Here is a 26670-nt window from a genome sequence, read left to right as displayed (position 1 = left end):
CTTTTGATTTTGTCTTTTGAGATCAAGATCAAAAGATCGCAGCCTGCGGCAGTTCCTACACAGACCAGGTTGCGGTGTTATTGGGCGGACTTTTGCTTCAGACGCTCGAGAATCGCATTGGCGCTGCCTTCGTTCGGCGTGATGCCGGCCTCGCGCAGTTTGCGATCCAGATCGTTGCCGCTCGAGGCGTCGGCCAGTTCGTCCGCCGCGCTCAGCTCGGCAGCGCGTTGCTGCTGCTTGGCTTGCAGACGGTTCAGCGTGCCCACTGCGGTTTCCAGTTTGCCGTTGGCACCGCCGCTGGCGATCGAGGCGCTGACCTGCGCTTTCTGCACGCTTTCACGGGCCTTGGCCATGTCCACTTGCTGGCGCAGGCTCTTGATCCGCGCTTCCGCCTTGTTGATGTCCTTGCGCATGTTGTCGGCGTAGGTGCCGAACTCGTCGCTTTGTTTTTTCTCGGTGTCCAGATCGTTGGTCAGGGTCGAAATCGCTTCCGCCACTTCCAGCGCCAGGTCTTCACGGCCGGCGTTGAGGGCCGCGACAGCCTTGGCTTCGAGATCCTTGATCTTGGCGTCGTACTCGCTCACGCGGTCGGCGGCCAGTTTGTGCTTGGCCATGATGGTGACCAGCTCACGACGGGCGTTCGACAGCGCGGTGTCGGCGTCGCGGATTTCCTGATCGAGAATACGCAGGGCTTGCTGGTCGACGATGGCTTCGCCGACTTCATTGGCACCGCCGCGCAGTGCGGTGAACAATTTGCTCCAGATGGACTGAGTCATTGGATTTTCCCTGTGGATTACTTGAAGAAGTGTTCGAAGGCTTCGCTCGCGCGCTGCACGTTGTCGACCAGGGTTTTCACCTCGGTGACCACGTTGGTCAGGCTCGAGTCGGCGCTGAGGGCGCCAAACATGTTGTAAACGGTCTGGCCGTTCGGCATCGACTCGATCCCGATCGACGACAGCGGGAACATTTCCCGGCTGCGCAGCACGGCGTCGTTGAAGGCGTGCACGTCAGAGATCGAGTCGATGTCCACCAGCACGGTGTCGACGATGATCTGCGCGCCGGCCAGGGCGATGTGAATCGGCAGGCCGCCGAATTCGTTCATTTCCAGCTTGATGCTGGCTTCGGAGCTCTGGATCAGCGACAGCGTGATCTCTTGCGAAGCCACCTCGTCCAGGGCCTTGAGGGCGTTGAAGAGGCTATCGATGTTCCAGTTGTTGCCTGCGCTCATGTAATTCTCCGACATGAATGAGCCAGCCAGAATCGGTTGGCGTAGCTGTTGCTCCATCTGCTTGAGCAAGCTTCGGTTTTCCGGAAGCACCCAAGTTTCGTGTTTCACATAACCGGCGGCCGCCAGGCCCGCGCGCATCTGCTTCATATAGAAACTCGACGGTTTTTTCGCGGACGCTTTCGAGTGCTCTCCCTTTGGACGCTCTGACTTCGTTGTGGGCGAGCGGCTTTTCATGGCACTGACTCCGTTATGACCCTCTCACGCGTGAGCCACACTACAACCAAATCAAATGGCCATCAATGACTCACGCGTGAGATTTTCATGGCAGCCAAAAAGAAGGCCCGCAGCGAGGCGGGCCTGAGTGTTTACGAGGTATTGCCGTGCGCTCAATCAGCTCTGGGCGCTGATGAATTCATCGGTGGAGACTACGCTGGCGTAGGCAAAACCGAGTGCCGACATGAACGCCGCATGGACGTGCGCCGCCGGCACGGTCAGGCCGTTGAACTGCAGATCGCGGCTGGCGCAGGCATCGTGAATCACCGTCACGCTGTAGCCCAGATCGGCCGCTGCGCGGGTGATGCCGTCGACGCACATGTGGCTCATGCTGCCGACCACCACCAGCTCCTTGATGCCTTGTTCATCAAGGATCGCTTGCAGTTCGGTTTCGCGGAAGGAATTGACGAAATGCTTGAGCACTACCGGTTCGTCGGCGCGATTGAGCACTTTCGGGTGCAGCTTGGCACCCTCCGAACCCGGGGTGAAAAACGGCGCATCGGGCGAGGTGAATTCGTGGCGGATATGCACCACTGAATCGCCTGCTGTGCGGAACGTTTCGATCAGTCGTGCGGCGTTGTCCGCAGCGGCGTCGGCGCCGGCCAGCGGCCACTTGCCTTGAGGGAAGTAGTCATTCTGGATATCGACTACGATGAGCGCTTGCTTGGCCATGGTGGTGTCCTCGACAGGTTGGCTGGAAGTGGCTTCAGTATTGGCGCTGGTCAGCGACTCGGGGATTGGCCGCACCGACAATAGACAGGGGAAAACTGACAATGGGCGCAGAAAAAGCCGCCATCGCTGAACTCGGCGTGCTGATCTATCCCGGCGCGCAGATGGCGGCGGTGCATGGCTTGACCGATCTGTTCGGCGTGGCCAACCGGATTGCCGCTGAACATCAGGCGGCGCAATTGCCGGTACTGCGGGTCAGCCATTGGCAGGTCGACGGTGATCAACCGCCGGCGCGGGTCTTTGACAGTCATCCCGATACCGAAAGTGAGCTGCTGGCGGTGTTGATTCCGCCGTCAATTGCCGGCTTCAACGCCGCGCAAATGCCGGCCAGCCTCGCGCAATGGTTGCGCGATCAACATGCCCGTGGCGCGACGCTGGGTGGCGTCTGCGTCGGTTCGCTGATGTTGGCGGAAAGCGGTTTGCTCGATGGCCGGAGCGCCACCACCCACTGGACATCAGCCAAGGCGTTCGCCGAGCAATACCCGAAGATCAAATTGAAAGCCGATACGCCAATCGTCGATGACGGCGACCTGATTACCACCGCTGGCTTGATGGCTTGGTCGGAGCTGGGGTTGCGCCTCGTCGACAGGTTGCTCGGGCCGAGCATTGCCTCCGGCACGGCACGGTTTCTGGTGATCGAACACAGCGACAGCGCCAGTGAGTGCGGGAGCAATTTTGCGCCGATTCTAAATCATGGCGATGCGGCTATTCTCAAGGTCCAGCACTGGTTGCAAAGCACTGGCGCGACGGATGTTTCATTGACGGCGATGGCGCAGCGGGCGGGGCTTGAGGAACGTACGTTCCTGCGCAGGTTTCGCGCGGCGAGCGGGTTGAAACCGACCGAGTATTGCCAGCATTTGCGCGTCGGCAAGGCCCGCGAGATGCTCGAATTCAGCAATGGCACCATCGACCATATTGCGTGGACGGTCGGGTATCAGGACCCTGGCGCGTTCCGGGCGATCTTCAAGAAGATCACCGGGCTGGCGCCGAGTGATTACCGGGCGCGATTCGGTTTGATGCGTTAGTCCAGACACTGCATTACCCTGTGGGAGCGGGCTTGCCCGCGATTGGGTCTTTCAGTTCATACGTCGGTGACTGAGCCACCGCTATCGCTGGCAAGCCAGCTCCCACAAGGTTCTCCATGGGTTGGAGAATCGTGCAAATTGCCGAGGTTTTATCGAGCGTCGTGCAGATTGAAGCAGGCGTGGTGCCAGTATGATTTTGCCAAGTTTTTGATTAGCCACAGATTTTCGCAGAGCGGCCGTTGGCCTGATCTCTGCACCGTTCACCGCTACAGTCATCGAACCGATGGAAGGGGGACGCATGACCCCGACACCCCGCAGGAAAATCGTCGTCGCCCACTCCGTGCGGTCCGACGCGCCGAAACACGAAGTGCAGACCAACAAGGCCCTGGCCCGTTGGCTGGCGCAGATCCTCGGGCTTAAATTCGGTGGTAGTTACGACCCGGAAAAACACCGCGGTCGGGACCTCTACCTGTTGCCCACACAAACCATCGTCGGCGCTACCCACGCTCATGAATTGGGCATCAGGGGGCCGGAGGATTTGTGGGGCGGTTTTGTCGAGCACGATTTCATCTGCACCAAAGCCATCAGTCACGGCCTGCGCAGTCATCTGGCCCATGCGCCGCAAGGATGGTCTCCGCTGTTTTCCGAGCGAGTGCGTAACGTGGTGCTCGATGGGCTCAGTGTGTTTTCCCTGGTGGATGCCCGGCCAGCCGCCGAACACCTGTTGTACAACGGGCCGATCCGTTTGAAACCGATTCACGCCTGTGCCGGCCGTGGTCAGGAAGTGATCCAAAGCCTCGATGCTTTCGACGAAATCCTCGCTCGCCCCGACAGCGCAGGACAGTTCAGCGACGGCGTAGTGCTGGAACAGGACTTGAGCGACGTCATCACTCACAGCGTCGGACAGACGTTCATCGGCGATAAAGTCCTGAGTTACTGCGGTGATCAATACTTGACCAAGGACGCTCACGGCGAAGACGTTTACGGCGGCTCTAATTTGTTGGTCGTGCAGGGCGGTTACGATGATTTGCTGGCGCTTGAGCTGCCCGATGATGTGCGGCTGGCCATCGAGCAGGCACAGGTTTTCGACCGCGCCGCCGATGAAGCCTATCCACGCTTTTACGCCTCGCGCCGCAATTACGACATCGCCCAAGGGCTGGACAGCAATGGCAAAACCCGCAGCGGCGTACTCGAACAATCCTGGCGCATGGGCGGCGCCAGCAGCGCTGAGGTCGCGGCGCTGCAAAGCTTCATCAACGACCCAGGGATGCGCGCGATTCGTGTGTCGTCGGTGGAAACCTACATCGATCAGCCGCTGCCGGCAGACGCCATCGAGGTGTATCGCGGTCCGGCCGAGAACAGTGACTTTCTCCTTAAATACGTAACGGTCAAATCCTATGACGGCTAGAAGTGAAAGCATTCAAATCGACATTGATGATGAACAGATGAGCGGGACATTTCTCAGTCCCAAATCGAAAGTCCCGGGGGTGTTGTTTGTTCACGGATGGGGCGGTAGTCAGGAACGTGACCTTGAGCGAGCCAAAGGCATCGCCGGGCTTGGTTGTGTGTGTTTGACTTTCGACTTGCGCGGGCACACTGGCGGTACCGGGATTCCGCTGACCCGCGTAACTCGCGAGGATAATTTGCGTGATCTGCTCGCGGCGTATGACCGCTTGCTTGCGCATCCGGCGCTCGACACGTCGGCAATCGCCGTGGTGGGCACCAGTTACGGCGGTTATCTGGCGGCAATCCTCACGTCTTTGCGCCCGGTACGCTGGCTGGCGCTGCGGGTGCCAGCGCTGTATCGCGACGAGCAATGGCACACGCCCAAGCGCGAGCTGGATAAAGCGGATTTGCGCGATTATCGAAGTACGCTGGTGCGCGCCGACAGCAACCGAGCGCTGCATGCGTGTTCGCAGTTCACCGGGGATGTGTTGCTGGTGGAATCGGAAACTGACGACTACGTACCGCACGCAGCGATCATGAGTTACCGCGCGGCGTGCCAGCAGACGCATTCGTTGACGCACCGGATCATTGATGGTGCCGATCACGCGTTGAGCGAGCCGGTGTCGCAGCAGGCGTATACATCGATTCTGGTGGACTGGATTACCGAGATGGTGGTGGGCGAACGGTTGAGCATTATTCAATCTTGAAGATCAAAGGATCGCAGCCTTCGGCAGCTCCTACATCAATCTCGGTAGGAGCTGCCGAAGGCTGCGATCTTTTGATCTTAATGCCTCGGTTTCTTCTCTATTCGCAGCGCCTTGGCCTTTGCCTCAACCAGCAAATACATCACCAGCGTGATCAACAACGGCAACAGAAAATAAATCGCACGATACGCCAATAAACCCGCCACCAGACTGCCCCGTGAAGCCTCATGTTGCAGCAGCGCGACAAACACCGCCTCCAACACCCCAAGCCCCGCTGGAATATGCGTGATCACCCCGGCAATCGCGCTGATCAACAACACCCCCAGCACCAATGGATAGTCGAGCTTGCCCGGCAACAAGGTGAAAATCACCGCCGCCATCAGCGACCAGTTCAACGCCCCCAGCAACAATTGCAGCACCGCCATACGCAGCGACGGCAGATTGATTTCCACGCCACGAATCGACCACTCACGCCGTTTGGAAAACTGGCACGCGGCGAGATAACCCGCGCTGACCAGCAGCAATAAAATACCGATGCCCTGCAACGCGCCGCTGCTGACTTTCCACCCCGGCGGCATGCTTACCAGACCACTGCTGAACACCACTCCGGCAATGGTCATGTAGCCAAACCAGTTGGTCGCCAGGCTCAGCCCGAGAATCTTGGCGATGTTGCCTTTGCTCACGCCCAGCCGCGAGTACAGCCTGTAACGCATGGCAATGCCGCCGACCCACGCGCTGAGGTTGAGGTTGAACGCATAGCTGATGATGCCCACCGGCAGGATCTGTTTCCAGGTCAGATCCTGGCGAATGTAGGTGCGGCCGATCAGGTCGAAACTGGCGTACACCAGAAAACTCAGCAACGTCAGGCTGGCGGCGATGATCAGCGTGCGCACTTTGAAGTCAGCAAGGGTTTGCAGCACTTCGGCCCATTCGATTCGCGTGGCGAACATCGTCAGCAACACGATCAGTGCGAGGAAAAACAACACGGTCAGCGGGCGTTTCCATCGGCTCCATTTCGAGTGGGTCGCGGGCGCTGAATGGCCGCTCGGGTGCGCTTCGGTATGGCTCATGAGCGATCACCTCGAAACGGCTTGAGTCGTGGTTTGTGCGCTGGCAGCCAACCGGCCATCGCCGGGAAATGCCGCAGAAAGTGGAACACCAGAAAGCCGACGGTCATGTGCCAGATACGCCCGCGTGGCGACTTGCTCGCGTCCATGGCTTTGCAGTGATTCTGGCTGAGGTCTTCGAGGCGCTCGAACAAGTGCTGGTTGAACGCGCGGTCGCGAATCAGCACGTTGGCTTCAAGGTTCAGCGACAGGCTCAGCGGGTCGAGATTGCTCGAACCGACGGTGCTCCATTCGTCATCGACCAGCGCGACTTTGCCGTGCAGCGGGCGCTGGCAATATTCGTGAATCTGCACGCCAGCCTTGAGCAAATAATCGTAGGTCATGCGCGCGGCAAGTTTGGCCACCAGCATGTCCGGCTGGCCTTGCAGGATCAGCCGCACATCGACGCCACGCCGCGCGGCGTTGCGTATTTCGCGCAGCAAGCGGTAACCGGGGAAGAAGTAGGCGTTGGCGATCACCACCCGACGTTTGGCGCGGCGCAACACCTGCAAATAGACGTCTTCGATATCGGTGCTGTGTTGATCGTTGTCGCGGAATACCAGACGCACCTGGCCGTCGTGGTCTTCGAAGGCCATCTCCGCGCGCCGCTGGCGCCGGCGTTGCCACCAGAACCGCGCACGGCCCGGCCGACCACTTTGCAGAAGGGCGAAATGATGGATGTCGGCGACCACTGGGCCTTGAACTTCCACCGAATAATCCTGCTTGGCCTCAGGGCCGAAATCGGCGAGGTGATCACCGGAAAAGTTGATCCCGCCAATGAACGCAATCAGGCCGTCGACCACGACGATCTTGCGGTGCAGGCGGCGAAACCAGTTAGTCCGGATGCCCAAGTGCTTGGGCGCCGGATCGAAGATCTGCAAATGCACACCGGCCTCGCTCAGCGCGGCGAGATAGCCGGTGCTCAACTCGCCGCAGCCGAAGCCATCGAGGCTGACGGTGGTGCGCACGCCGCGCTTCGCCGCATCAATCAGAATCTCCTGCAGTTCAGCGCCGACCTTGTCTTCGAAGACGATGAAAGTCTCCAACAGGATTTCGCTTTTCGCCGCGCGCATCGCCTCGAACACGCGGGGGAAATATTCCTCGCCGTTCTCCAGCAATTGCACACGGTTGCCACCCTGCCAGCGGTACTCGACGTCGACCTGGCCGGGCTCGCGTATCGGCGGGTTGATGCTGATGGGTTCCACGGCGGATTTCTCCAGCGGCGCGCTGTTCATAGTTCGATCTCCACCGATAACGGTGCGTGGTCGGAAAGGTGAGACCAGGGCCGGTTGGCGAGGACTTTCGGCTGGCTGGTTTTGAGGTTGCGTACATAAATTCGGTCGAGGCGCAGCGTCGGCAGGCGTGCGGGGAAACTGCGCGCCGGTTTGCCATGGTGCTCGGCAAAGACTTCGCGCAGGCCACAAGGTTTGAGCAACGCATCGGCGCGTTGGCGCCAGTCATTGAAGTCGCCGGCGACGATCACCGGGGCGTCATCTGGCAGTTCGGCAAGGCGTTCGCCGAGCAGCTTCAGCTGAGCGTTGCGATGACTTTCACGCAGGCCCAGGTGCACGCAGATCGCATGGATCTCGACACCGTCGCCGGGCAGGCGCAGTACGCAGTGCAACAGGCCGCGGTTCTCGTGGCCGCTGATCGACACATCAAGGTTGTCGTGGCGGATGATCTGGAATTTCGACAGCAGCGCATTGCCGTGATCGCCTTCCGGGTACACCGCGTTGCGCCCGTAGGCGAACTGCGGCCAGAGGCTGTCGGCGAGGAATTCGTACTGTGGCATCGTCGGCCAGTTGCTGTAACGCTTGGGATGGTGTTCGTGAGTGCCGTGGACTTCCTGCAGGAACACCACGTCGGCCGCCACGCTGCGCACCGCTTCGCGCAATTCCGGAAGAATGAAGCGCCGATTCAGTGCGGTAAAACCCTTGTGGGTGTTGACCGTCAGTACGGTGAATGTGCGCACCGACGGCGCGGCGACCGAGCCTTCATCGGTGAAGCCGACCGGTTCTGGAATACTCATGCCAGCACTCCTTCGCCAGCGGGTTCGCCGGGGGTGGTGGCGAGGTCTTTATCCAGTTCGAAACGATGCAGCAGATCGCGGGCGTCGTACGGCGCGCGGACTTTGATGTCGTTGTCGAAATAGCAGAACACTTCGCGGGATTTGCGTGCGCGTGGCTTCAAGCGTGGCGCGATCAGGTGGGCATCCTTCGGTTGCTCGCCGTGGTGCCAAGCGTCGATGCGCTCGGCCCAACGCTTGAGGGCCGGCGCGGTATAGCCGCTGGCGTAAAGCTCTTCGGCACCGTGCAGGCGCAGATAGACGAAGTCGCTTGTGAGGTCTTCGCGATACGGCCATTTATCGGCAGTGTCGGCGATCACCAGTGCGGTGTTGTAGCGCTTCAACAGCCGTACGAAATCGGGATCAAGGAAGCTGTCGTTGCGGATTTCCACCGCGTGGCGCAGCGGCTTTTTGCGCCAGGCTTTCATGCTCGCGTGGCCGTGCAGGTGGGAATCGTGTTGGTGGGCGAGGGCGGCAGCCGCTTCGGTGTCATGGGGCAATAGCGCGAGAAAGTGCTCGAAACGCTCGGGCTCGAATTTGAAGTTCGGCGGAAATTGCCAAAGGATCGGCCCGAGTTTCTCTTTGAGTTGCAGAATCCCCGAGGCAAAGAAATTCGCCAAGGGTTTTTCGATATCGCGCAGACGGCGGATATGGGTGATGAAGCGCGGCGCCTTGACGCTGAAGACGAAGTCGTCGGGTGTTTCGGCGTACCACTGCGCATAGCGTTCGGGTCGTTGCAGGGCGTAGAACGAACCATTGATTTCGATGCTGTTGACCGCCCTCGACGCGAATTGCAATTCGCGCTTTTGCGCCAGTCCCTTGGGGTAGAAGTCCCCGCGCCACGGTTCGTAGCGCCAGCCGGAAATACCGATGTGAATCGTCGCCATGCCACCCTCCCGTAGAAAGCCCTCGTGTTGCCGCTGTCTTTTGATGACTGCGGGCGGATCGGGAAAGTTTCGATGGCATTACCGACGGTCGCTCCTTGATCGTACCCACGCTCCGCGTGGGTACGCCTCATTGGACGCTCCGCGTCCGCTGTTGGGACGCGTAGCGTCCCGGGCTGCATTCCCACGCAGAGCGTGGGAACGATCAGTGCCCGAGGCGGTGCTCTGTGAGGGGGGTCTTGAACTTGCCGCACAAAAATCGATCAGTTCCTTACAGGTTCAGCCACGGGAGATCGGAGTTTTGAGCAAGTTCAGGATCGCCATTCTGCTGGGAGCACTGCTGTTTCTAGGCACCAACGAACTGGAGGCCGCCGCACTGCCGGGCGTTCCCGCCGCCACCGAGGAGGCGGCAAAGCCTGAGCCCATCGTGCAGGGCGGTCTGCTCGGTGCGATCAGTTCGAGCATCGACGACGTCCAAGACAAACTCGACATCAACGAACATCTGGTCGATGCCTGGCGCCTGCGCGCCGACCGTGCGGCCGATGAAGTCGACAGGCTGGTCAACCAGCCGTCAAACCGCTCGGGTTGGAGCGTCGCTGGGGATTTCCTCACCTTGTCCGGCGTCTGGCTCGGCAGTTTTGCGCTGCTGACTGTACTCGGCGGTCTGCTGGCCAACCGCTTGCGCCAAGGCCGCTGGCTACGCACCCGGCAGCGCAGCCAGGACCTGATCGGCTACCTGCTGCCGTACACGGTACCGGCGCTGATCTGCCTGCCGCTGACCCTTTACGTCAGCCACTTTCTGCAGGCCTCGGTGGGCCGTGCGCTGGCGCTGTGCCTGGCCTACGCCACCAGCAGCGGCATCTTTTCCACGTCGATGTTGTTATGCGTAGTGGTGATATTCAACGTCGGCCACAAGCGCCCGGCGGCGCGCATCATCCGTGATTACTGCCCGAAGCCATTGTTCCTGATCGGCTTTCTCGCGGCCCTCAGCGATGCGCTGACCAGTCCGCAGATTGCCCGTCAACTGGGCGGCAATATCACCAGCAGTGTCGCGGTGTTTACCGGGCTGATTGCTTCGGTGATTTTCGGTCTGCTGGTGATTCGCCTGCGTCGCCCGGTGGCGCATCTGATCCGTAATCGCCCGCTGAGCCAACGGCTGAAACAACCCTCAATGCAAGAGTCGCTGCGGATTTTTTCCGGGCTGTGGTATTGGCCGATTGTGCTGATGGTGCTGGTTTCGGCAGTGAACCTGATCGGCATCGGCGAGGACAATCAAAAAGCCCTGCGCTGCGCGTTGTTCACTACCGTGTTGCTGATCGGCACGGTGTTTCTCAGCACGATCCTGCAGCACGTGTTCAAGTCGCGAAAAGCCGAAGCGATCCAGCGCAGCAGCGCTTACAAGGAACGCTTTCTCAGCCTGTTGCATGCGTTGCTGCGGATCGTCATTGCGATTGCCTTCATCGACATTCTCGGGCGGATCTGGGGTGTGTCGCTGCTCGATTTCGCCCAGAGCAGCACGGTCGGGCGAGCAATCAGTAACGCGCTGAGCAGCATTGGCCTGATCTTCCTGGTGACGTGGCTGTTGTGGGTGGTGCTCGACACGGCGATTCAGGAAGCGCTGAAACCACCGGTCAGCAAGCGCGCGGCGCGCCAGCCGAGCACGCGGGTGAAAACCATCCTGCCGCTGTTGCGCAACGCGATCAAAATCATCCTCGTGGTGATCTGCGCGATCACCACCATGGCCAATCTGGGGATCAATGTGGCGCCGCTGCTGGCGGGTGCCGGTGTGGTCGGTCTGGCCATCGGTTTCGGTTCGCAGCAATTGGTGCAGGACGTGATCACCGGGCTGTTCATCATCATCGAAGACACCTTGTCGATTGGCGATTGGGTGGTGCTTGATTCCGGGCATGCCGGCACGGTCGAAGGGCTGACCATCCGCACCCTGCGGTTGCGTGACGGCAAGGGCTTTGTGCACTCGGTGCCGTTCGGCCAGATCAAGGCTGTGACCAACCAATCGCGGCAATTTGCCTATGCGTTTTTCTCGGTGCAATTCACTTATGACACGGATGTCGATAGAGCCATCGAGCTGATCCGCGAGACCGGCGATTCGATCCGCGAAGATCCGTTCCTCAAGTACAACCTGCAAGGGCCGCTGGACGTGTTTGGCGTGGATCGGATGGATTTGAACGGTGTGGTGCTGACGGCGCAATTCCGCACGGTGTCGGGCGGGCAGTATGCGGTGAGCCGAGCGTTCAATCAGCGTTTGAAGAAGCTTGTGGATAACACCGAAACGGTGCATTTTGCGCAGACTTATCCACAGCAGGTTTTGTTGCCGAAGCGGCAGGTGCACGAGGGAGAGGTGGTTGCGACTGAGGTGCCGCAGGAGTCGCGGACTTAACCGGTTGATTTTTTGGTGTTAGTGCTGGCCTCATCGCTGGCAAGCCAGCTCCCACAGTGATTTGGGGTGTGCCTTCTATTCCAGCGTCACCCAAAACCCTGTGGGAGCTGGCTTGCCAGCGATGAGGCCGAGGCAGCCAAACCTCAATGCCGGATCAGCTTGCCGCGCACCTGCTCCATAGAGATCGGATCCAGCTCCAGCCAGAACTGCGGCTTGCCGGCAATCTCCGCCGCCGCCGGCAACCCATCACGATAGACCAACCGATTACTCACCAACGCCGGCACCTTCACCCCCGGCAACAACGTCCCGGCCAGGTTCAACGGATCTACTCCGCACACCGCCACCAGACTGCCGTCATGTGGCCGCCGCCGCACTTCGCGCAACAACGGAATCGCCTCCGGCAAGGCAAACTGTTCTCCCGCCAAACCACTGACAAACCGCCCGCCGCGAATCTCGCCGCGAGCTTCCAGTCGATGAAAGGTGCGCAGCAATTCCCGCCAACTCGGCAACCAATCCGCCTCACGTTCGAGCAGGCGCCAGAACACTACGCCGTAACGTCGCAACAACGTCATCGCGACATGCTCCAGCGTCTCGCTGTTATCCACCGCCGTCCCGCGCCGCAACAACGCCCAACGCCCGGCATCGTCCATGCCACCGACAAACGCGCCGCGCCCACGCCGACTGCTGCGCTGCTGACGCTTGCTCGCCGGGGTGATCAGCGCACGCAGGCCGGCGAAGCTGTCGGCGTTTACCAGGCCGGCACCGACCAGCTCCTGCAAGGCGATTTCCAGCTCGGTGCGCAGCAGGTGCGCTTCATGAATCAGCTCATCGAAAAACAGCGCACCGTGCTGACTCAAGGCTTCAAACACTTTCTGGGTTTTCGGCGACAGTTCGCTCACCGGCGTCTGTTCCGCCAGCGCACTCCAAAGGCCGACCTGACTGCGCGGCAGCAACACGATCGGCGTGCTGCGCAACGCCGTGCCGCTGACTTTTTGCCGGGCACTGAGGCGTGTCCACACCAGTTTACCGTTACGGCACAGGTCATCCAGCCAGCTCGGCGAATAATCCTTGAGACGCGCCGGAAGAATATCGCTGTCCCACGCCGAGGCCGCTGCTGCGTAGCCTTCGAACTGACCGACAATCGACGGCAACACCGCACTGCCTTGGCCACGAGTCGAGGGCGAAAGATGCTGCCAGTCGAACAGAAAGCGCATGAAATCCTGCAACGCCACCGGTTCGATTTCCCGGCGCAGACGCTTGACCGTGTAGCGATGAATACGCGCGAGCAGATGCCGTTCGCACCATTCCTCGATGTTCAGTTTCGGCGTGAACTGGCCGCGCAGCACGTAGCCTTCACGCTCCAGTTGGGCGAGGGCTTGATTGACTTGAGCGGTTGGCAGCGCGAGCGGTTCAGCTATGGCGGGTAACGGCAGTGGGCCGAACGCACCGAGGCGCGCGCGGATTACTTCGACCAACGCCTCATCGAATGTCCAGACCTCATTGAATCCCGGCAACGCCTCCAGCTCAGGTTGTACTTTGGCCTGTGGATAAAGCGCTTGCAGGCAGCTCAGGCGTTCGCGGGCCAGCCATAAACAATGTTCGGGATCGACCTGCAATCGGCAGGCGCGACCGCTGCCGGCCAACGTGTCCAGCCATCCACGCCAGCCTTCGTTCGCTCGCACTTCAGCCTCGCTGATACACGCCAGACTCATCAACGCCTCGTGCATTTCATCGACAGCGTTTGGCGACGGCCAGGCTTCTTCGCGTACAGCGTTAATCGCGTCCGCATCCAGCGCACCGAGATCGTCGGTCGATTGCGGATCGCTCCAGCGCCGGTTGATCACCGCTTGGGTGCGACGTTCTTCCAACGGCGCGTCGTCAAGAAAGGTGTAAGGCCGAGCACTGAGAATTTCCGCCGCGAGCGGTGAGGGCGCCGGCAAATCGCGGCTGATCAAACGCACCTCGCCACGCTCCATGCGTCGCAGCAGATTGAGCCAGCCTTCGCAGTCCATCGCCTCGTGCAGGCAGTCGTCGAGGGTTTGCTCGATCAACGGATGCTCAGGAATTTCGCGTTCGCCAGCTAGATTTTCCAGGCAGGCAATCTGATCGGGAAACACGCTGGCAATCAGGTCTTCGCTTTTCATCCGCTGCAACTGCGGCGCGACTTTGCGCCCGCCGGTAAAACGCGGCAATGCCAGCGCCACGCCGGCATTCCAGCGCCAGCGCACGCCGAACAGCGGCGCATCGAGCACCGCTTGAATCAGCGTGTGCTCGGCGTTGTTGCTGTGCAGGTAGCGCCAGATCTCATCCAGTTCAAAGCTGTGGCTGGTGGACAGCGACAGCACGATCGCATCTTCGCTGGCGGCCGCCTGCAATTCGAAGTTGAAGGTGCGGCAGAAACGCTTGCGCAGGGCCAAACCCCAGGCGCGGTTGATGCGGCTGCCGAACGGCGAATGGATGATCAGTTGCGTGCCGCCGGACTCGTCGAAAAATCGCTCCATCAACAGCGTGTCCTGCGAGGGCAGGGCGCCGAGGGTTTGCCGGGCGCGGGCGAGGTATTCGACCAGTTGTTCGGCGCTGGCGCGGTTGAGGCCGAGAGTTTGCGTCAGCCAGTCAAGCGCCGGTTGCAGGTCGCCGGGGCTGGCGCCAAGCAACGCGTCGAGCTGCGCTTGCAGGCGCGCCACGGCGAACGACAATTCATCGCTGCGCCCCGGTGCTTCGCCGAGCCAGAACGGTATGGTCGGTGGCTGGCCGTGGGCGTCCTCGACCCGCACTTTGCCGGTTTCCACACGAAGGATGCGGTAGGAGGTATTGCCGAGCTGGAACACATCGCCGGCAATGCTTTCCACCGCGAAGTCTTCGTTGACGCTGCCGATGTTCAGGCCCTGAGGCTCGAGCATCACGCTGTAATCGGCGTTGTCGGGGATGGTGCCGCCGCTGGTCACGGCAGCGAGTTTCGCACCACGGCGGCCACGCAAGGTGCGGCTGACGGCGTCGCGGTGCAGGTAGGCGCTGCGGATGCCCTGACGACCGTTGTAGCCTTCGGCGAGCATGCTCAGCAGGGCCTGATAGTGTTTTTCGTCGAGATCGCGATAGGGCGAGGCTTGGCGGAACATCGCCAGCAAGGCGTCTTCTGACCATTCCTGACAGCTGACCTCGGCGATGATCTGCTGCGCCAAAACATCCAGCGGCGCGACGGGGATGTGCAGGGTATCGAGTTCGCCACGGCGCACGCAGTCGAGCAGGGCGGCGCATTCAATCAAGTCATCGCGGGTGGTGGCGAACAAACGGCCCTTGGGCGTGCCGCCGACCTGGTGTCCGGAACGGCCGACTCTTTGCAGAAACCCGGCGATGGAGCGCGGTGAAGCGATCTGACAGACCAGATCGACTTCGCCGATATCGATGCCCAGTTCAAGCGAAGCGGTGGCGATCAGCACCTGCAATTTGCCACGCTTGAGGCGTTGTTCGGCGTCGAGGCGAAACTCCTTGGCCAGGCTGCCGTGGTGCGCCGCCACTGCGTGCTTGCCGAGGCGTTCGCTGAGGTGTCGGCTCAGGCGTTCGGCCAGGCGTCGGGTGTTGACGAAAATCAGCGTGGTGCGGTGCTCGCGGGCCAGTTCGGCGAGGCGGTCGTAGACCAGTTCCCAGACGTCATTGGCCATGACGGCCGACAACGGCACGGGCGGAACTTCGATACCCAGATCCCGTGGGCGGGCGTGGCCGATGTCGATGATTTCGCAGGGGCGATCATGGCCGACGAGGAATTGCGCTACGGCTTCGACCGGTTTCTGGGTGGCGGAGAGGCCGATGCGCGTCAGCGGTTCGGCGCACAGCGCTTGCAGGCGCTCAAGGCTCAAGGCCAGGTGACTGCCGCGTTTGCCGGCGGCCATGGCGTGGATTTCATCGATGATCACCGTGCGCGTGGTGCCGAGCATTTTTCGTCCGGATTCCGAGCCGAGCAGCACGTAGAGCGACTCCGGCGTGGTCACCAGAATGTGCGGCGCGGTCTTGTGCATGGCGGCGCGTTCTTTTTGCGGGGTGTCGCCGGTGCGCACGGCGGTGGTGATGTGGACTTCCGGCAGGTTCATCTGCCGCAGCTGTTCGGTGATCCCCGCCAATGGGTTTTGCAGGTTGATGCGAATGTCGTTGGACAGGGCTTTGAGCGGCGAGACATACACGACGAGCGTTTCGTCGGGCAAACCGTCGGGGTTTTCCAGGCCACGGTGGACGAGGTCGTCGAGCACGGCGAGAAAGGCTGTGAGGGTTTTGCCCGAGCCGGTGGGCGCGGCGATCAAAGTCGAGCGGCGCTGACGGATCAACGGCCAGGCGCGGGCCTGGGCGGCGGTGACCGTCGGGAAGGTCTTGCGGAACCAGGCGCTGACGGCAGGGTGAAAGCCTGCCAGAGCGCTGTCGGCGGGGAGGGGCAGATTCATGGCTTAAGTTATGCGGTCGCAGGGGGGAAGATGCAAGTACCGCTCAGGATCTTCAGCGTCTGCCAGGGCCTCATCGCTGGCAAGCCAGCTCCCACAAGGATTGCGGGAGTTCACAGAATTTGTGGTCAGCACTGGACCCTGTGGGAGCTGGCTTGCCAGCGATGGGGCCAGTGGCCATGACACAAATCCCGGGGATGTACACTTTACGGATGACGGTTGCGCACTAAACCCGCAAAATGCAACGATTCCGGCAATTATCGGCGACGCTTCCACAAGATCTGTCGCTAAAGCCATCGTTCCAACCAGACTGGGCCTGCTGACTCTATGCGAATGCGCCTTATGTTACTGGGCGGCGGAAATGCCCTTGGGCAGGCGCTGATTCGCCTCGGTGCAGAGGAAGACATCGGTTTCCTCGCCCCCCGCCCGCCCGAAAATGGCTGGGATGCCGCGAGCCTGACCCAATTGCTCGACGACACCCGTCCCGATGCGTTGATCAACCTCGCCTACTATTTTGACTGGTTCCAGGCCGAGGCCGTCAGCGAAACCCGGATGGCCGGGCAGGAGCGCGCGATCGAGCGTCTGGCCGAACTGTGCCAGCATCACAACATCGTTCTCGTGCAGCCCTCCAGCTATCGAGTGTTCGATGGCTCGCGTGCTACCGCCTACAGCGAAAAAGACGAACCGGTGCCATTGGGCCTGCGCGGTCAGGCGCTGTGGCGCATTGAGCAGAGCGTTCGCGCCACCTGCCCGCAGCATGTGTTGCTGCGTTTTGGCTGGCTGCTCGATGACAGCGCCGACGGCACCCTCGGGCGTTTTCTCGCCCGCGCCGAGCAACCTGAAGAATTGCTGCTGGCCGATGACCGCCGTGGCAATCCGACCCCGGTCGACGACGCTGCCCGGGTGATCATTTCGGTGCTCAAGCAACTCGATTGCGCCGCGCCGCTGTGGGGCACTTATCACTACGCCGGCCACGAGGCGACCACGCCGCTGGCGCTGGGTCAGGCGATTCTGACCGAAGCGCGCAGCCTGCACGCCCTGGCCATCGAAGCGCCGACCGCCCAGGCTCACGCCGCGCGTCCGGACGCTGCCGAGGAACCGCAACACGCGGTGCTGGCCTGCAAGAAAATTCTGCACACTTTCGGGATCAAGCCGCGCGCCTGGCGTGCCGCGCTCCCGGCTTTACTGGATAGGTTTTATCGTCATGGCTGAAGGCCCCGTTTTAATCACCGGCGGCGCCGGTTTCATCGGCTCGCACTTGACCGATGCCTTGCTTGCCAAGGGCCATTCGGTGCGCATTCTCGATGACCTGTCGACCGGCAAACGCGCCAATCTGCCGCTGGACAATCCCAAGGTCGAACTGATCGTTGGCGATGTCGCCGATGCCGCACTGGTCGCTCAGGCAATGCAAGGTTGCAGCGCGGTGGCGCACTTGGCCGCGGTGGCCTCGGTGCAGGCTTCAGTGGACGATCCGGTGAAGACCCACCAGAGCAATTTCATCGGCACGCTGAATGTCTGCGAGGCCATGCGTCAGGCTGGGGTCAAACGTGTGCTGTTTGCCTCCAGCGCGGCGGTGTATGGCAACAACGGCGAAGGCGCATCGATTGACGAAGACACGCCGAAAGCGCCGCTGACGCCGTACGCCTCGGACAAACTGGCCGGTGAGCATTACTTCGATTTCTATCGTCGCCAGCACGGTCTGGAGCCGGCGATTTTTCGCTTCTTCAACATTTTCGGCCCACGCCAGGATCCGTCCTCGCCGTACTCCGGGGTCATCAGCATCTTCAGCGAACGCGCGCAGAAAGGGTTGCCGATCACCGTGTTTGGTGATGGTGAGCAGACGCGGGATTTCCTCTATGTCGAGGATCTGGTCGATGTGCTGGTGCAGGCGATTGAAAAGCCTGAGGTAGAAGTGGGTGCGGTGAATGTTGGCTGGAATCAGTCGATGAATCTCAAGCAGATGCTCGCAGCCCTGCAAACGGTAGTCGGCGAGTTGCCGCCGATCAGCTACGGCCCGGCGCGCTCCGGTGACATCCGTCATTCGCGGGCGAACAATCAACGCTTGCTGCAGCGTTTCAAACTGCCAGCGCAGACGCCGATGAACGTCGGTCTGGCGCGGTTGCTCGGCAAATAAGCGTTTCGCAGACATGAAAAAGGCGCCTTTTGACAGGCGCCTTTTTCACGGCCGGAATTTACTGCTCTCCGTTGTGGCGAGGGGATTTGACGAATCGTCGCACCGCCCCGATCAACTGCTCAGCAGTTGCCTCAGATTCAAGTCTGCCCACCACCAAGCCTCATCCACCACCACGTGAACGTTCAGTAAAAATCAGCTTAGAACTTGTAGCCCAGACCCACCATGTACACAAACGGATCGACATCAACATTCACCTTGGCGCGAGTGCCCGGAGCCACCGCGTTGTTCTCGACCGTCGCGCGAGTATCGATGTCGATGTAACGCACTTGGGCGTTGAGCATGATGTTGTCGGTCAGCATGTAGTCAGCACCGACCTGCCAGGCCAGACCCCAGGAATTTTTCGCCTTGAAGTTGCTGAAACCGTTCGACTGCGCTTCGCTGCCGACGTGTTCGTCGTAGATCCAGGTGTAGTTGATGCCGCCGCCGACGTACGGCTGAAAGGCCGACTTCGAATCCAGCGGGTAGTAGACAACGCTGAGGGTTGGCGGCAGGTGTTTCAGGGTGCCGAGTTTGCCGTTGGCCGCGGGCAGGGCGGTGCCCTTGAGCTTCACGTCATGTTCGAACGGCGAGGCAGCCAGCAACTCGATACCGATGTTGTTGGTGACCATATAGGCGAAGTTCAGACCCAGTTGGGTGTCGCTGCTCATGGTTGCCTTGCCGCCCAGATTGGTGCCGCTCAACGGACCCTGATCGACCTTGACGCTTGAACTGTCGGCCTTCGGATTGACGGTGATTGCACCGGCGCGAACGATGATGTCACCGGCATCGTGGGCGTGGGCGAGCGGGGCTGCGAGCGCGAGGGCAAACAGCGAAGCGCTGAGCAAGGACTTGTTCATGGGGGCTCCAAAGGACGTTAAAAATTTCTGATGTCCTATGGTACGAAGCCAACTGATACGGTCTTTTGACGCAGCTCAATGAAACAGTGAAGTCCGCAAAAGATCGCAGCCTTCGGCAGCTCCTACAGAGAAACATGATCCTCTGTAGGAGCTGCCGAAGGCTGCGATCTTTTGATCTTGAACTACCGGATTACTCCGGCAGCTCATACACATAAATCTTGTCCGCCTCCATCTGATACCCGGCATCCGCCAGCTCGCTGCTCGACGCCTTGACCTGCAACGGCCCCTCGATCCAGTACGGCTGATACAGCTCGTCGAGCTTCACGCCCAACTCGCTTTTCACATGCACGATCTGGTTCGACGGCGGTGGCGGCACATGAATGCACGCGCCGAAATACGGCACCAGCAAGAAGTCCGTGGTACGCCCTTCTTCATTGACCTCCAGCGGCACGATGTAACCCGGCAGTCGAATAGTCTGACCGTCGAGCGACTGCACCACCGGCGCATTCGGCAGGTCCTGCTTCGCCGCTGGCGCGGATTCGGCAGACAGCGCATCGCCCATCTTCGACAGGTCGTGCAGCGGGGTCATGTTCGGCACTTCCGGGGCGGCGTCCGGCGGGATCATTTCCGACCACGTCAGGTCTTTCGGCGCCGCGGCCCACACGGGCAAGGCGACCAGCAACAGTAGCGCAAGCAAGGCGCGGGGCATGGTGAACATCCTCATAAACGGATCGACAGGCCATCGGCCAGGGATTGGCGATACGCACGCCAGGCCGGCACGCTGCCCATCAGCAGCGCGGCCGCCAGAATGCCACCGAGCAGCGTCCATTCATACTCGCTCGGCCATGCCAGCGGCAGGAACAAACCGTAATTGGCTTGCACGTAACCCTGCGCAGCGGCGATGCCGATGTACAGCAATGCCAGACCTGCGATGACGCCGGTCAGCGCCAAAGCAAACGCTTCCAGCACCAGCAGACTCGCGATGTGCCACGGCCTTGCGCCGACCGAACGCAGAATCGCCATCTCGCGGCGACGTTCGTTGAGGCTGGTGAGAATCGCTGTGAGCATGCCGATCAAACCGGTCAGCACGACGAACAGCGAAACCACGAACAGCGCTTTTTCAGCGGTGCTCATCAGGCTCCACAACTCCTGCAACGCCACGCCCGGCAGGATCGCCAGCATTGGTTCGCCACGGAATTCATTGATCTCGCGTTGCAGGGCAAAGGTGGAAATCTTGCTGTTGAGACCGAGCATGAACGCGGTGATCGCTTGCGGCGTCAGGTCCATGTTGCGCGCCTGATCAGCGCTGATCCGCCCATTGCCTCGGGCCGGCACGCCGTTGTGCCAGTCGATGTGAATCGCCTCCATGCCACCGAGGCTGATGTGCAACGTGCGATCGACCGGGGTGCCGGTGCGCTTGAGAATGCCGACCACGGTGAACGGTTTGTCATCGTGTTTGACCAGACTGATCGCCGCCACGCCGTGGGCCAGCACCAGTTTGTCGCCGAGCTTGTAATGCAGCGCATCGGCCACTTCAGCGCCGAGCACCACTTCAAACGGATCGGTGGCAAATGCACGACCGTCGGCCAGTTGCAGATGCTGCTGGCGACCGTACTGGTAATGCTCGAAATAGGCCTCAGTGGTGCCCATCACCCGGTAGCCGCGATGGGAGTCGCCGAGGGACATCGGGATCGCCCACTTCACTTTCGGGTTGTTGGCGAAATGTTCGAAGCTGTCCCAGCGAATGTTGTTGGTGGCGTTGCCGATGCGGAACACCGAGTACAGCAGCAGGTTCACCGAACCGGAGCGGGCGCCGACAATCAGGTCGGTGCCGCTGATGGTGCTGGCGAAACTGGCTTTGGCCTCGGTGCGCACCCGTTCTACGGCGAGCAGCAGGCACACTGACAAGGCAATCGCGAACGCGGTGAGGAGGGCGGTAAAGCGGCGGTTGGCCAGGCTGGCCATGGCCAGACGAAACAGATACATCTCAGACCTCGGCAGACGTGGCGGCGCGATTGAGTTCGGCCAGGGACAGATGACGGTCGAACAGCGGCGCCAGACTCTGGTCGTGGCTGACGAACAACAGACTCGATCCGGCCTCGCGGCATTCGGCGAACAACAGGCGAATGAAGTTTTCCCGTGCGTCGTAATCCAGCGCCGAGGTTGGCTCGTCAGCGATCACCAACTCTGGCTGACCGATCAACGCGCGTGCGGCGGCGACCCGTTGCTGCTGACCGATCGACAGCGAATCGGCGCGACGGCTGAGAATGCTTTCATCCTTCAAACCCAAGTGCGCGAGCAGGGTGGCGGCGGCCTGGTCGACGCTGCCGTGACGCTGTTTCGCCCGTTGTGCGCGAAGCTTGGAAAAGTGACACGGCAGCTCAACGTTCTCGCGCACCGAGAGAAACGGCAGCAAGTTGAACTGCTGGAAAATGTAGCCAGTGTGATCGACGCGAAAGGTATCGCGGGCGCCGGCCGAGAGTTGGGTCAGCTCCTGGCCGAGCAGACGAATGCTGCCACGACCGGGTTTCTGCACACCGCCGAGTAGGCCGAGCAGGGTGGTCTTGCCGCTGCCGCTGGGGCCTTTGAGGAACAGGGTTTCGCCGGCTTCCAGGCGAAACGCCGGGATGTCCAGCAACGGCGGGTGACCGGGCCAGTTAAAGCTCAGGTCGGACAGTTCGATGAGTGCTTGGGTCATGACACCAATTTCATGAGTTTTCATAGCCCCTGCAGGAGCTGCCGAAGGCTGCGATCTTTTGCTCCTGATCTTCTTAAAGCAAGATCAAAAGATCGCAGCCTGCGGCAGCTCCTACATTGGAATACATGTTCCGGTGTTATCAGAATTTCAGTGAAGCAGCCTTGGCCGTCACTTCGGTCCCTTGCTGGCCGCTGGTGCTGATCAGTTGTACCTGAATTTTCTGCGTCGCCGGGAAGGTCTTGAACACGTTGGCCAGGTCCAGCGTCTTCAACGCGCCCGGTGCCGCGCAGTTAAATTGATAATGCGCGTGGATTTCGCTGTGGTCGTGGTGATGCTCATGACCGTCCTTGTCCGCTTCATCGGCGTCATGATCGTCGGCATCCGGTTTGTCACCGAACAGCGGGCTCTCCAGCTCCTGACTGACCACTTTGCAGCCAGCAGCGGCGGGCAGGCTGAACAGGGTCAGCGGTTTTTCCAGCTGCGCACGGGCGGCGGCGACCTTGGCCTTGTCGGCATCGCTGGTGGCGACGTGTTCGAAACCCACCAGGTTCATCGCCGGGCTTTCCAGCTCCAGTTCCAGAGTCTGGCCATCGAGCGCAGCGTTCAGACGGCCAACGCCGTGTTCGTGCGCGCCGAGGCTGCCGTGTTCATGGTCGTGATCGTGGTCATGCTCATCGGCCGCGTGGGCGATGGCCAGCGGCAACAGGGCAAACGGCAAAGCGAGCAACAGACGACGCATGGCGGTCTCCGGGAAGTAAAGTGAAGAGTTTGTTATGTAATCTTATAACGAAAGTCCGCAGAGTTTGCCCGTGCGTTCCGCTTTGCGCAAGGCATGACTGAGCACCGCCCGGGACAGATTCCGGGGCGGCACATAGATTGGAGGTCATGCTTGTAGAGTCAGAAGCCTGCGCCGGGATAGTCGAACCAGTAATGGCCCGATAGCACATACTTGATCAGATTTGCCTCAAGCACGCTCGCGGCATCGCGAGTGAAGCGCTGGCGCCATGCTGGCAGCCACCAGTAATTGATGGCTGTTCCGCGTGGACGTATTACCACTTTCATGACCTCCTGATCTATTTTGCCCTCTGCATAGAGTTGATGGGTGCGATCCATGAAGGCCATGTATTGGCCTATCGGCAACTGGAACATCAACGCAGTGGTGAAGATTTTTTCACTCTGACTGAACGCCGGGCTTTGTAGTATCTGCAGTGCTTCGCAGGTGTACGGCTTTGGTTGGCCAGCGATTTTTTGGCCTTCAGGAGTAGAAAGTATGTCGAAACGGTCGTCCATATCCCGCCAGTCGATGCGGCTATTGCCCTCAAAATAATTGCGGACCACGGCGGTCAGCGGACCCGGCGCTATGTTTTCGTAGGTACAGGCTGAAAGGTTGGCGGGCGACCAAAATCGCCATGCCACAATCAGTAAAAGTGAAGCAGTCAGGATTATCCAGAAAAGACGTTTCATTGTGGTTTGCTGTATTTGTAGCGTCGGAAGATGGTGAAGTCGTGGTCACCGCGAGCGGCATTGCCCGATGCGATTCGAAAACCGACATCGTTGACTTCTATTTTGTCCCAGCCTGCAGAAATGCAGACACCCTGGGTCAGAACAAAACCTACGTGGCCGCTGGCATCCGTGTAATTGACAGCATAAGCACCGACGTCTCCGGGAAGCGGTGATTTCTCGGCGTTCCAGCTATTAAGCAGTCGGGTTTCGTCTGCCCATTCTCCTGCGGTCGGCGGACTCACTTTGGAATAACCCGGAATGTATTTTGAAGAGCCATGTTCGATCATCGCCACATTGACACCGATTGCGGTCAATACGTCATAGACGAACACATTGCACTTGTTTGATTCCGCCCGGAATTCCACGCTTTTCTTAAGTGTTGGATGCGGTAAAGAGTGTTTAACGTTGTTACCGGCCCATACGGTCGAACCTCGGTGTGAAAGCGCCTCCATCAATATGCGGCGCGGCATATCCTGGATGACCACTTTCACGGTGCGGGTCTCGTTTTTGCGTTTGACCCCGTACTCCACCTCGTAAAAGGTGTCATTGGAAACGGCACCGCTGGTGGACAAAGGCACCTTCACCCACGGTGAAACGGCGACGATCGACAGGGACTTGCCTTCGGTCAGCGTGGCTGTGTGCATCGCCTTCGTCGCTCCCGATGAGCCGACGATCTGAACAGTAACTTCGTGGCTATCGCGGGTTTTTACCGAGGGTAATGTCTTTGAACCCGAGAGTGTGATGCCGGTTTGCCCCTTGTCAGAGATGAGCGAGTAAATGCGAGGCTTGTCATCGTTCTGAATAATGTTGTCGTCGATGATCGATCCATCCACCAGCATCTGAAACTTGATGCCTTTTGGTGGCTGCATAAGAAAGTCTTTAAAGATCAGTTTGATTTCCGATTTCATGACAGATCCTGTTGCAACGGTTCTTCGTAGGCATAAAACGTCCACTCGGAATCTTCACTGACCAACAGAGTGTCGTAATCCGCGTGGTTTTCTACTTTGTGTTCGCAGCCTTCACCCGTGGCGTTGCAGGTGCTGTCTTGCAAGACAGCCAGCTTTTTTTTGTCCTTGAGTTTGTAGGACAGTCCAGGCTTTTCGACGTCGTCCAAGCGTTCGATGATTACCTGCAGGTAACTATACGAAGTCAGCGCAACAATCGGTGGCCCCATGTCGATAGGGGCGGGGCGGCCTATTCCGGCAAAACCACTGTGTTGTTAAGGCAGCAGTTTGTTGGACATGGGCGGGCAGCCGCAGGCGACATAATCATCTACCAAAGCAGCGGGGCCAGCAGGCAATATCAGCGTTCTTTCGCCCACCGCCACGATCGGACCTTTGCCGGGGCCGCAAACCGGACAACTGACGAGTTGTCCGATGGAGGCGATTATTTTTCCTTCGATATTGAGGTTTTCATTTCCCTCAAGTACCACACCTCCCGTAGAGGTCGGGCCTCCCTTTGAGGTCAGTTTTCGTCCTGAAGACATTGGGATCCTTCCCGCGAAAAAGAGATCAATGTAGTCGATTACCCAAGAATTACCAGATGCGTTTGGCGCCTTTACTTGGCGTTGCACAAGTCCCGTGGGAGCATGCATGTCAGAAATGTGCGGGAGCGAACGCAATGTTGCGGATACGTGGAACCGTCGGCGAGGTGCCGGTGGATTTGACTGTTGAACTGGATGACAGTGACTGGGCGAAGCTGGGTTCGGCGCTGAATACGCAGGCGCCGATCGGCCAGCCTGAAGCGGTGGCGTCGGCGCCTGCGGCGAAACCGCTGAATCAGGACGATGCGTTGTGGCAGCTGGCCAAGGATCTGTTGCGCAAGGCCGGGCAACTCAGCGGGCCGGATCTGCTTGAACAGCTTGAAGGGCTGACCGGCAGCGCGGTGGCGGGCAAGCGCTTGCTGGTGCGCTTGCGCCATAGCGCGGACGTGAAAGTGGTGAGCGGCGGGGATACGCCGCTCTACAGCTGGATCGAGTGAGCCGCTAAAGATCGCAGCCTGCGGCAGCTCCTACATTGGGATCGTGTTCACCGCGCATTTTGCGGATGAACGCTGAACCTGTAGGAGCTGCCGCAGGCTGCGATCTGTTGATCTTAATAAAGTGCAGCAAACATCTTGCGGCGGTAAACACTGACCAGCGGATGATCATTGCCCAGCAACTCGAACACCTGCAGCAAGGTCTTGTGTGGCAAGCCTTCGGCATAATTGCGATTGCGGATAAACAGCTTGAGCATCGCCTCAAGCGCCGCCTCATACTGCTGGCGAGCGAGCTGCTGAATCGCCAGTTGATACACCGCCTCATCATCCTGCGGATCTTTCGCCAAACGCGCTTTCAGGTCGGCGGCATCCGGCAGGTCACGTGCCAGACCGAGGAACTTGATCTGCGCCTTGGCCCCAGCCAAAGCAGCCTTGTGCTCATCGCTCTTGACCGCATCAAGCACGGTTTGCGCTTCGTCCAGCTCGCCGCGTTCAGTCAGGCAGCGCGCGTAGAGGATCAGCGCCTTGGCGTTGGTGTTGTCTTCATTGAGCATCACCACCAGCGCCGCTTCGGCATCGGCGTAACGACCGTCATCGAACAACGCCTGAGCCTGTTCGAACGGATCGGCAGCCGCCGGCGGCGGCATCTGCACATGCGGCTCCAGCAGTGCGCGCACAGCGGATTCCGGTTGTGCACCGGCAAAGCCGTCGACCGGTTGACCGTCCTTGAACAGCACTACGGTCGGCAGGCTGCGAATACCGAAACGGGCAACGATGTCTTGCTCGATGTCGCAGTTGACCTTGGCCAGCAGCAATTCGCCCTGATAACTCTCGGCTATGCCTTGCAGCATCGGCATCAACGCCTTGCACGGCGCGCACCAGTCGGCCCAGAAGTCCACCAGCACCGGTTTGTTGAAAGAAGCCTCGATCACCGACTGGTCGAAATCGGCAGTCGTGGCGTCGAAGATGTACGGCGTTTGCTCACTCATGGGGGATCTCGTCAAAGCGTGGATAGGGCAACTATACGGCTTGGCGGGGTGTGGCCGGAAGCGGGGCAGATTTGAGAGGTGTACCGCTAGGCAGGACGCCATCGCTGGCAAGCCAGCTCCCACAGGGTTCTGTGTCGTATACGAAATGTTGGTTCGACTCGGTCACTGTGGGAGCGGGCTTGCCCGCG

General features: G+C 60.0%; 25 protein-coding genes. 7 read left to right on the top strand and 18 right to left on the bottom strand.

Annotated elements, in window-relative coordinates; all coding sequences use genetic code 11:
* Positions 1-77 precede the first annotated feature (77 nt).
* The 3 genes from PMI37_RS14195 to PMI37_RS14185 all read right to left on the bottom strand — a co-directional run bounded on the left by PMI37_RS14195 (position 78) and on the right by PMI37_RS14185 (position 2173).
* A complete protein-coding gene (locus PMI37_RS14195; RefSeq protein WP_008081893.1) occupies positions 78-776 on the bottom strand; it encodes a PspA/IM30 family protein in 699 nt (232 codons plus the stop codon).
* A 17-nt stretch (positions 777-793) separates the two neighbouring features.
* On the bottom strand, positions 794-1375 hold the full coding sequence (locus tag PMI37_RS14190) for a YjfI family protein (protein ID WP_238552708.1): 582 nt from the start codon (positions 1373-1375) through the stop codon (positions 794-796).
* A 243-nt stretch (positions 1376-1618) separates the two neighbouring features.
* A complete protein-coding gene (locus PMI37_RS14185) occupies positions 1619-2173 on the bottom strand; it encodes a cysteine hydrolase family protein (protein ID WP_008081891.1) in 555 nt (184 codons plus the stop codon).
* A gap of 101 nt (positions 2174-2274) precedes the next feature.
* Here PMI37_RS14185 and PMI37_RS14180 point away from each other — a divergent pair, with 101 nt between their 5' ends.
* The 3 genes from PMI37_RS14180 to PMI37_RS14170 all read left to right on the top strand — a co-directional run bounded on the left by PMI37_RS14180 (position 2275) and on the right by PMI37_RS14170 (position 5408).
* A complete protein-coding gene (locus tag PMI37_RS14180) occupies positions 2275-3255 on the top strand; it encodes a GlxA family transcriptional regulator (protein WP_008081890.1) in 981 nt (326 codons plus the stop codon).
* Positions 3256-3553: 298 nt separating this feature from the next.
* Complete coding sequence (locus tag PMI37_RS14175; protein ID WP_008081889.1) at positions 3554-4663, top strand: DUF3182 family protein; 1110 nt, start codon at positions 3554-3556, stop codon at positions 4661-4663.
* Complete coding sequence (locus PMI37_RS14170; RefSeq protein ID WP_008081888.1) at positions 4653-5408, top strand: alpha/beta hydrolase family protein; 756 nt, start codon at positions 4653-4655, stop codon at positions 5406-5408. The genes PMI37_RS14175 and PMI37_RS14170 overlap by 11 nt, the downstream gene beginning before the upstream one ends.
* A gap of 77 nt (positions 5409-5485) precedes the next feature.
* Here PMI37_RS14170 and PMI37_RS14165 read toward each other — a convergent pair whose 3' ends face one another.
* Genes PMI37_RS14165 through PMI37_RS14150 form a run of 4 tightly spaced genes read right to left on the bottom strand, consistent with a single transcriptional unit; the run spans position 5486 to position 9463 of the window.
* Positions 5486-6475, bottom strand: coding sequence for a lysylphosphatidylglycerol synthase domain-containing protein (locus PMI37_RS14165; protein WP_008081887.1), 990 nt, complete (start codon positions 6473-6475; stop codon positions 5486-5488).
* Entirely contained in the window at positions 6472-7746 is a 1275-nt protein-coding gene (gene clsB / locus PMI37_RS14160) for a cardiolipin synthase ClsB (protein ID WP_008081886.1), read from the bottom strand. Before clsB ends, PMI37_RS14165 begins: the two co-directional genes overlap by 4 nt.
* A complete protein-coding gene (locus PMI37_RS14155) occupies positions 7743-8540 on the bottom strand; it encodes an endonuclease/exonuclease/phosphatase family protein (RefSeq protein WP_008081885.1) in 798 nt (265 codons plus the stop codon). Before PMI37_RS14155 ends, clsB begins: the two co-directional genes overlap by 4 nt.
* On the bottom strand, positions 8537-9463 hold the full coding sequence (locus tag PMI37_RS14150; RefSeq protein ID WP_008081884.1) for a DUF72 domain-containing protein: 927 nt from the start codon (positions 9461-9463) through the stop codon (positions 8537-8539). Before PMI37_RS14150 ends, PMI37_RS14155 begins: the two co-directional genes overlap by 4 nt.
* Before the next feature lie 298 nt (positions 9464-9761).
* On the opposite strand from PMI37_RS14150, the gene PMI37_RS14145 reads away from it, so the two are divergent.
* Entirely contained in the window at positions 9762-11858 is a 2097-nt protein-coding gene (locus PMI37_RS14145) for a mechanosensitive ion channel family protein (protein WP_008081878.1), read from the top strand.
* 143 nt (positions 11859-12001) lie between these two features.
* Here PMI37_RS14145 and PMI37_RS14140 read toward each other — a convergent pair whose 3' ends face one another.
* Positions 12002-16288 (bottom strand): DEAD/DEAH box helicase, encoded by a 4287-nt coding sequence (locus PMI37_RS14140; RefSeq protein WP_008081872.1) that lies wholly within the window; start codon positions 16286-16288, stop codon positions 12002-12004.
* Positions 16289-16612: 324 nt separating this feature from the next.
* On the opposite strand from PMI37_RS14140, the gene PMI37_RS14135 reads away from it, so the two are divergent.
* Positions 16613-17497: a sugar nucleotide-binding protein gene (locus PMI37_RS14135; protein WP_045123148.1), complete on the top strand. Its 885-nt coding sequence runs from the start codon at positions 16613-16615 to the stop codon at positions 17495-17497.
* Entirely contained in the window at positions 17490-18419 is a 930-nt protein-coding gene (locus PMI37_RS14130; protein ID WP_008081868.1) for an NAD-dependent epimerase/dehydratase family protein, read from the top strand. Before PMI37_RS14135 ends, PMI37_RS14130 begins: the two co-directional genes overlap by 8 nt.
* Positions 18420-18616: 197 nt before the next feature.
* Here the strand turns inward: PMI37_RS14130 and PMI37_RS14125 are convergent, their stop codons facing one another.
* From PMI37_RS14125 to PMI37_RS31315, 9 genes are all read right to left on the bottom strand, one after another.
* Positions 18617-19315 carry an OmpW/AlkL family protein gene (locus PMI37_RS14125; protein WP_008081866.1) on the bottom strand — a complete coding sequence of 233 codons (699 nt, stop codon included), beginning with the start codon at positions 19313-19315 and terminating at the stop codon, positions 18617-18619.
* Positions 19316-19505: 190 nt separating this feature from the next.
* Positions 19506-20024 carry a DUF3299 domain-containing protein gene (locus PMI37_RS14120; RefSeq protein WP_008081864.1) on the bottom strand — a complete coding sequence of 173 codons (519 nt, stop codon included), beginning with the start codon at positions 20022-20024 and terminating at the stop codon, positions 19506-19508.
* A gap of 11 nt (positions 20025-20035) precedes the next feature.
* Positions 20036-21301 carry an ABC transporter permease gene (locus tag PMI37_RS14115; protein ID WP_008081862.1) on the bottom strand — a complete coding sequence of 422 codons (1266 nt, stop codon included), beginning with the start codon at positions 21299-21301 and terminating at the stop codon, positions 20036-20038.
* A gap of 1 nt (position 21302) precedes the next feature.
* Positions 21303-22013, bottom strand: coding sequence for an ABC transporter ATP-binding protein (locus PMI37_RS14110; RefSeq protein ID WP_008081860.1), 711 nt, complete (start codon positions 22011-22013; stop codon positions 21303-21305).
* A 139-nt stretch (positions 22014-22152) separates the two neighbouring features.
* Positions 22153-22752 (bottom strand): DUF2796 domain-containing protein, encoded by a 600-nt coding sequence (locus PMI37_RS14105; RefSeq protein ID WP_008081858.1) that lies wholly within the window; start codon positions 22750-22752, stop codon positions 22153-22155.
* 158 nt (positions 22753-22910) lie between these two features.
* Entirely contained in the window at positions 22911-23477 is a 567-nt protein-coding gene (locus PMI37_RS14100; RefSeq protein ID WP_008081856.1) for a hypothetical protein, read from the bottom strand.
* Positions 23474-24424, bottom strand: a complete 951-nt coding sequence (locus PMI37_RS14095; protein ID WP_008081855.1) for a hypothetical protein — start codon at positions 24422-24424, stop codon at positions 23474-23476. The genes PMI37_RS14100 and PMI37_RS14095 overlap by 4 nt, the downstream gene beginning before the upstream one ends.
* Positions 24421-24630, bottom strand: a complete 210-nt coding sequence (locus PMI37_RS14090) for a hypothetical protein (protein WP_238552707.1) — start codon at positions 24628-24630, stop codon at positions 24421-24423. The genes PMI37_RS14095 and PMI37_RS14090 overlap by 4 nt, the downstream gene beginning before the upstream one ends.
* A 105-nt stretch (positions 24631-24735) precedes the next feature.
* Entirely contained in the window at positions 24736-25002 is a 267-nt protein-coding gene (locus PMI37_RS31315; protein WP_008081853.1) for a PAAR domain-containing protein, read from the bottom strand.
* A gap of 134 nt (positions 25003-25136) precedes the next feature.
* On the opposite strand from PMI37_RS31315, the gene PMI37_RS14085 reads away from it, so the two are divergent.
* Positions 25137-25496 (top strand): hypothetical protein, encoded by a 360-nt coding sequence (locus tag PMI37_RS14085; protein ID WP_008081852.1) that lies wholly within the window; start codon positions 25137-25139, stop codon positions 25494-25496.
* A gap of 113 nt (positions 25497-25609) precedes the next feature.
* On the opposite strand, the gene trxA is transcribed toward PMI37_RS14085, so the two are convergent.
* Positions 25610-26482: a thioredoxin gene (gene trxA, locus PMI37_RS14080; protein WP_008081851.1), complete on the bottom strand. Its 873-nt coding sequence runs from the start codon at positions 26480-26482 to the stop codon at positions 25610-25612.
* Positions 26483-26670 lie beyond the last annotated feature (188 nt).

Origin of the sequence: Pseudomonas sp. GM80 (assembly GCF_000282515.1) — a bacterium.
Taxonomy (GTDB): Bacteria; Pseudomonadota; Gammaproteobacteria; order Pseudomonadales; family Pseudomonadaceae; genus Aquipseudomonas.
The sequence above is the reverse complement of the archived record's forward strand: the minus strand, read 5'-3'. Positions and strand labels throughout refer to the sequence as shown.

Excerpts from the sequence above, each read along its gene's own strand:
- PMI37_RS31315 (WP_008081853.1), bottom strand. The coding sequence starts at position 25,002 with ATGTCTTCAGGACGAAAACTGACCTCAAAGGGAGGCCCGACCTCTACG.
- PMI37_RS14165 (WP_008081887.1), bottom strand. The coding sequence starts at position 6,475 with ATGAGCCATACCGAAGCGCACCCGAGCGGCCATTCAGCGCCCGCGACC.
- PMI37_RS14095 (WP_008081855.1), bottom strand. The coding sequence starts at position 24,424 with ATGAAATCGGAAATCAAACTGATCTTTAAAGACTTTCTTATGCAGCCA.
- PMI37_RS14175 (WP_008081889.1), top strand. The coding sequence starts at position 3,554 with ATGACCCCGACACCCCGCAGGAAAATCGTCGTCGCCCACTCCGTGCGG.
- PMI37_RS14110 (WP_008081860.1), bottom strand. The coding sequence starts at position 22,013 with ATGACCCAAGCACTCATCGAACTGTCCGACCTGAGCTTTAACTGGCCC.
- PMI37_RS14150 (WP_008081884.1), bottom strand. The coding sequence starts at position 9,463 with ATGGCGACGATTCACATCGGTATTTCCGGCTGGCGCTACGAACCGTGG.
- PMI37_RS14170 (WP_008081888.1), top strand. The coding sequence starts at position 4,653 with ATGACGGCTAGAAGTGAAAGCATTCAAATCGACATTGATGATGAACAG.
- PMI37_RS14135 (WP_045123148.1), top strand. The coding sequence starts at position 16,613 with ATGCGAATGCGCCTTATGTTACTGGGCGGCGGAAATGCCCTTGGGCAG.
- PMI37_RS14185 (WP_008081891.1), bottom strand. The coding sequence starts at position 2,173 with ATGGCCAAGCAAGCGCTCATCGTAGTCGATATCCAGAATGACTACTTC.
- PMI37_RS14155 (WP_008081885.1), bottom strand. The coding sequence starts at position 8,540 with ATGAGTATTCCAGAACCGGTCGGCTTCACCGATGAAGGCTCGGTCGCC.
- PMI37_RS14115 (WP_008081862.1), bottom strand. The coding sequence starts at position 21,301 with ATGTATCTGTTTCGTCTGGCCATGGCCAGCCTGGCCAACCGCCGCTTT.
- PMI37_RS14130 (WP_008081868.1), top strand. The coding sequence starts at position 17,490 with ATGGCTGAAGGCCCCGTTTTAATCACCGGCGGCGCCGGTTTCATCGGC.
- PMI37_RS14195 (WP_008081893.1), bottom strand. The coding sequence starts at position 776 with ATGACTCAGTCCATCTGGAGCAAATTGTTCACCGCACTGCGCGGCGGT.
- PMI37_RS14190 (WP_238552708.1), bottom strand. The coding sequence starts at position 1,375 with ATGAAGCAGATGCGCGCGGGCCTGGCGGCCGCCGGTTATGTGAAACAC.
- PMI37_RS14120 (WP_008081864.1), bottom strand. The coding sequence starts at position 20,024 with ATGCCCCGCGCCTTGCTTGCGCTACTGTTGCTGGTCGCCTTGCCCGTG.
- clsB (WP_008081886.1), bottom strand. The coding sequence starts at position 7,746 with ATGAACAGCGCGCCGCTGGAGAAATCCGCCGTGGAACCCATCAGCATC.
- PMI37_RS14125 (WP_008081866.1), bottom strand. The coding sequence starts at position 19,315 with ATGAACAAGTCCTTGCTCAGCGCTTCGCTGTTTGCCCTCGCGCTCGCA.
- PMI37_RS14140 (WP_008081872.1), bottom strand. The coding sequence starts at position 16,288 with ATGAATCTGCCCCTCCCCGCCGACAGCGCTCTGGCAGGCTTTCACCCT.
- PMI37_RS14180 (WP_008081890.1), top strand. The coding sequence starts at position 2,275 with ATGGGCGCAGAAAAAGCCGCCATCGCTGAACTCGGCGTGCTGATCTAT.
- PMI37_RS14105 (WP_008081858.1), bottom strand. The coding sequence starts at position 22,752 with ATGCGTCGTCTGTTGCTCGCTTTGCCGTTTGCCCTGTTGCCGCTGGCC.
- trxA (WP_008081851.1), bottom strand. The coding sequence starts at position 26,482 with ATGAGTGAGCAAACGCCGTACATCTTCGACGCCACGACTGCCGATTTC.
- PMI37_RS14100 (WP_008081856.1), bottom strand. The coding sequence starts at position 23,477 with ATGAAACGTCTTTTCTGGATAATCCTGACTGCTTCACTTTTACTGATT.
- PMI37_RS14085 (WP_008081852.1), top strand. The coding sequence starts at position 25,137 with ATGTTGCGGATACGTGGAACCGTCGGCGAGGTGCCGGTGGATTTGACT.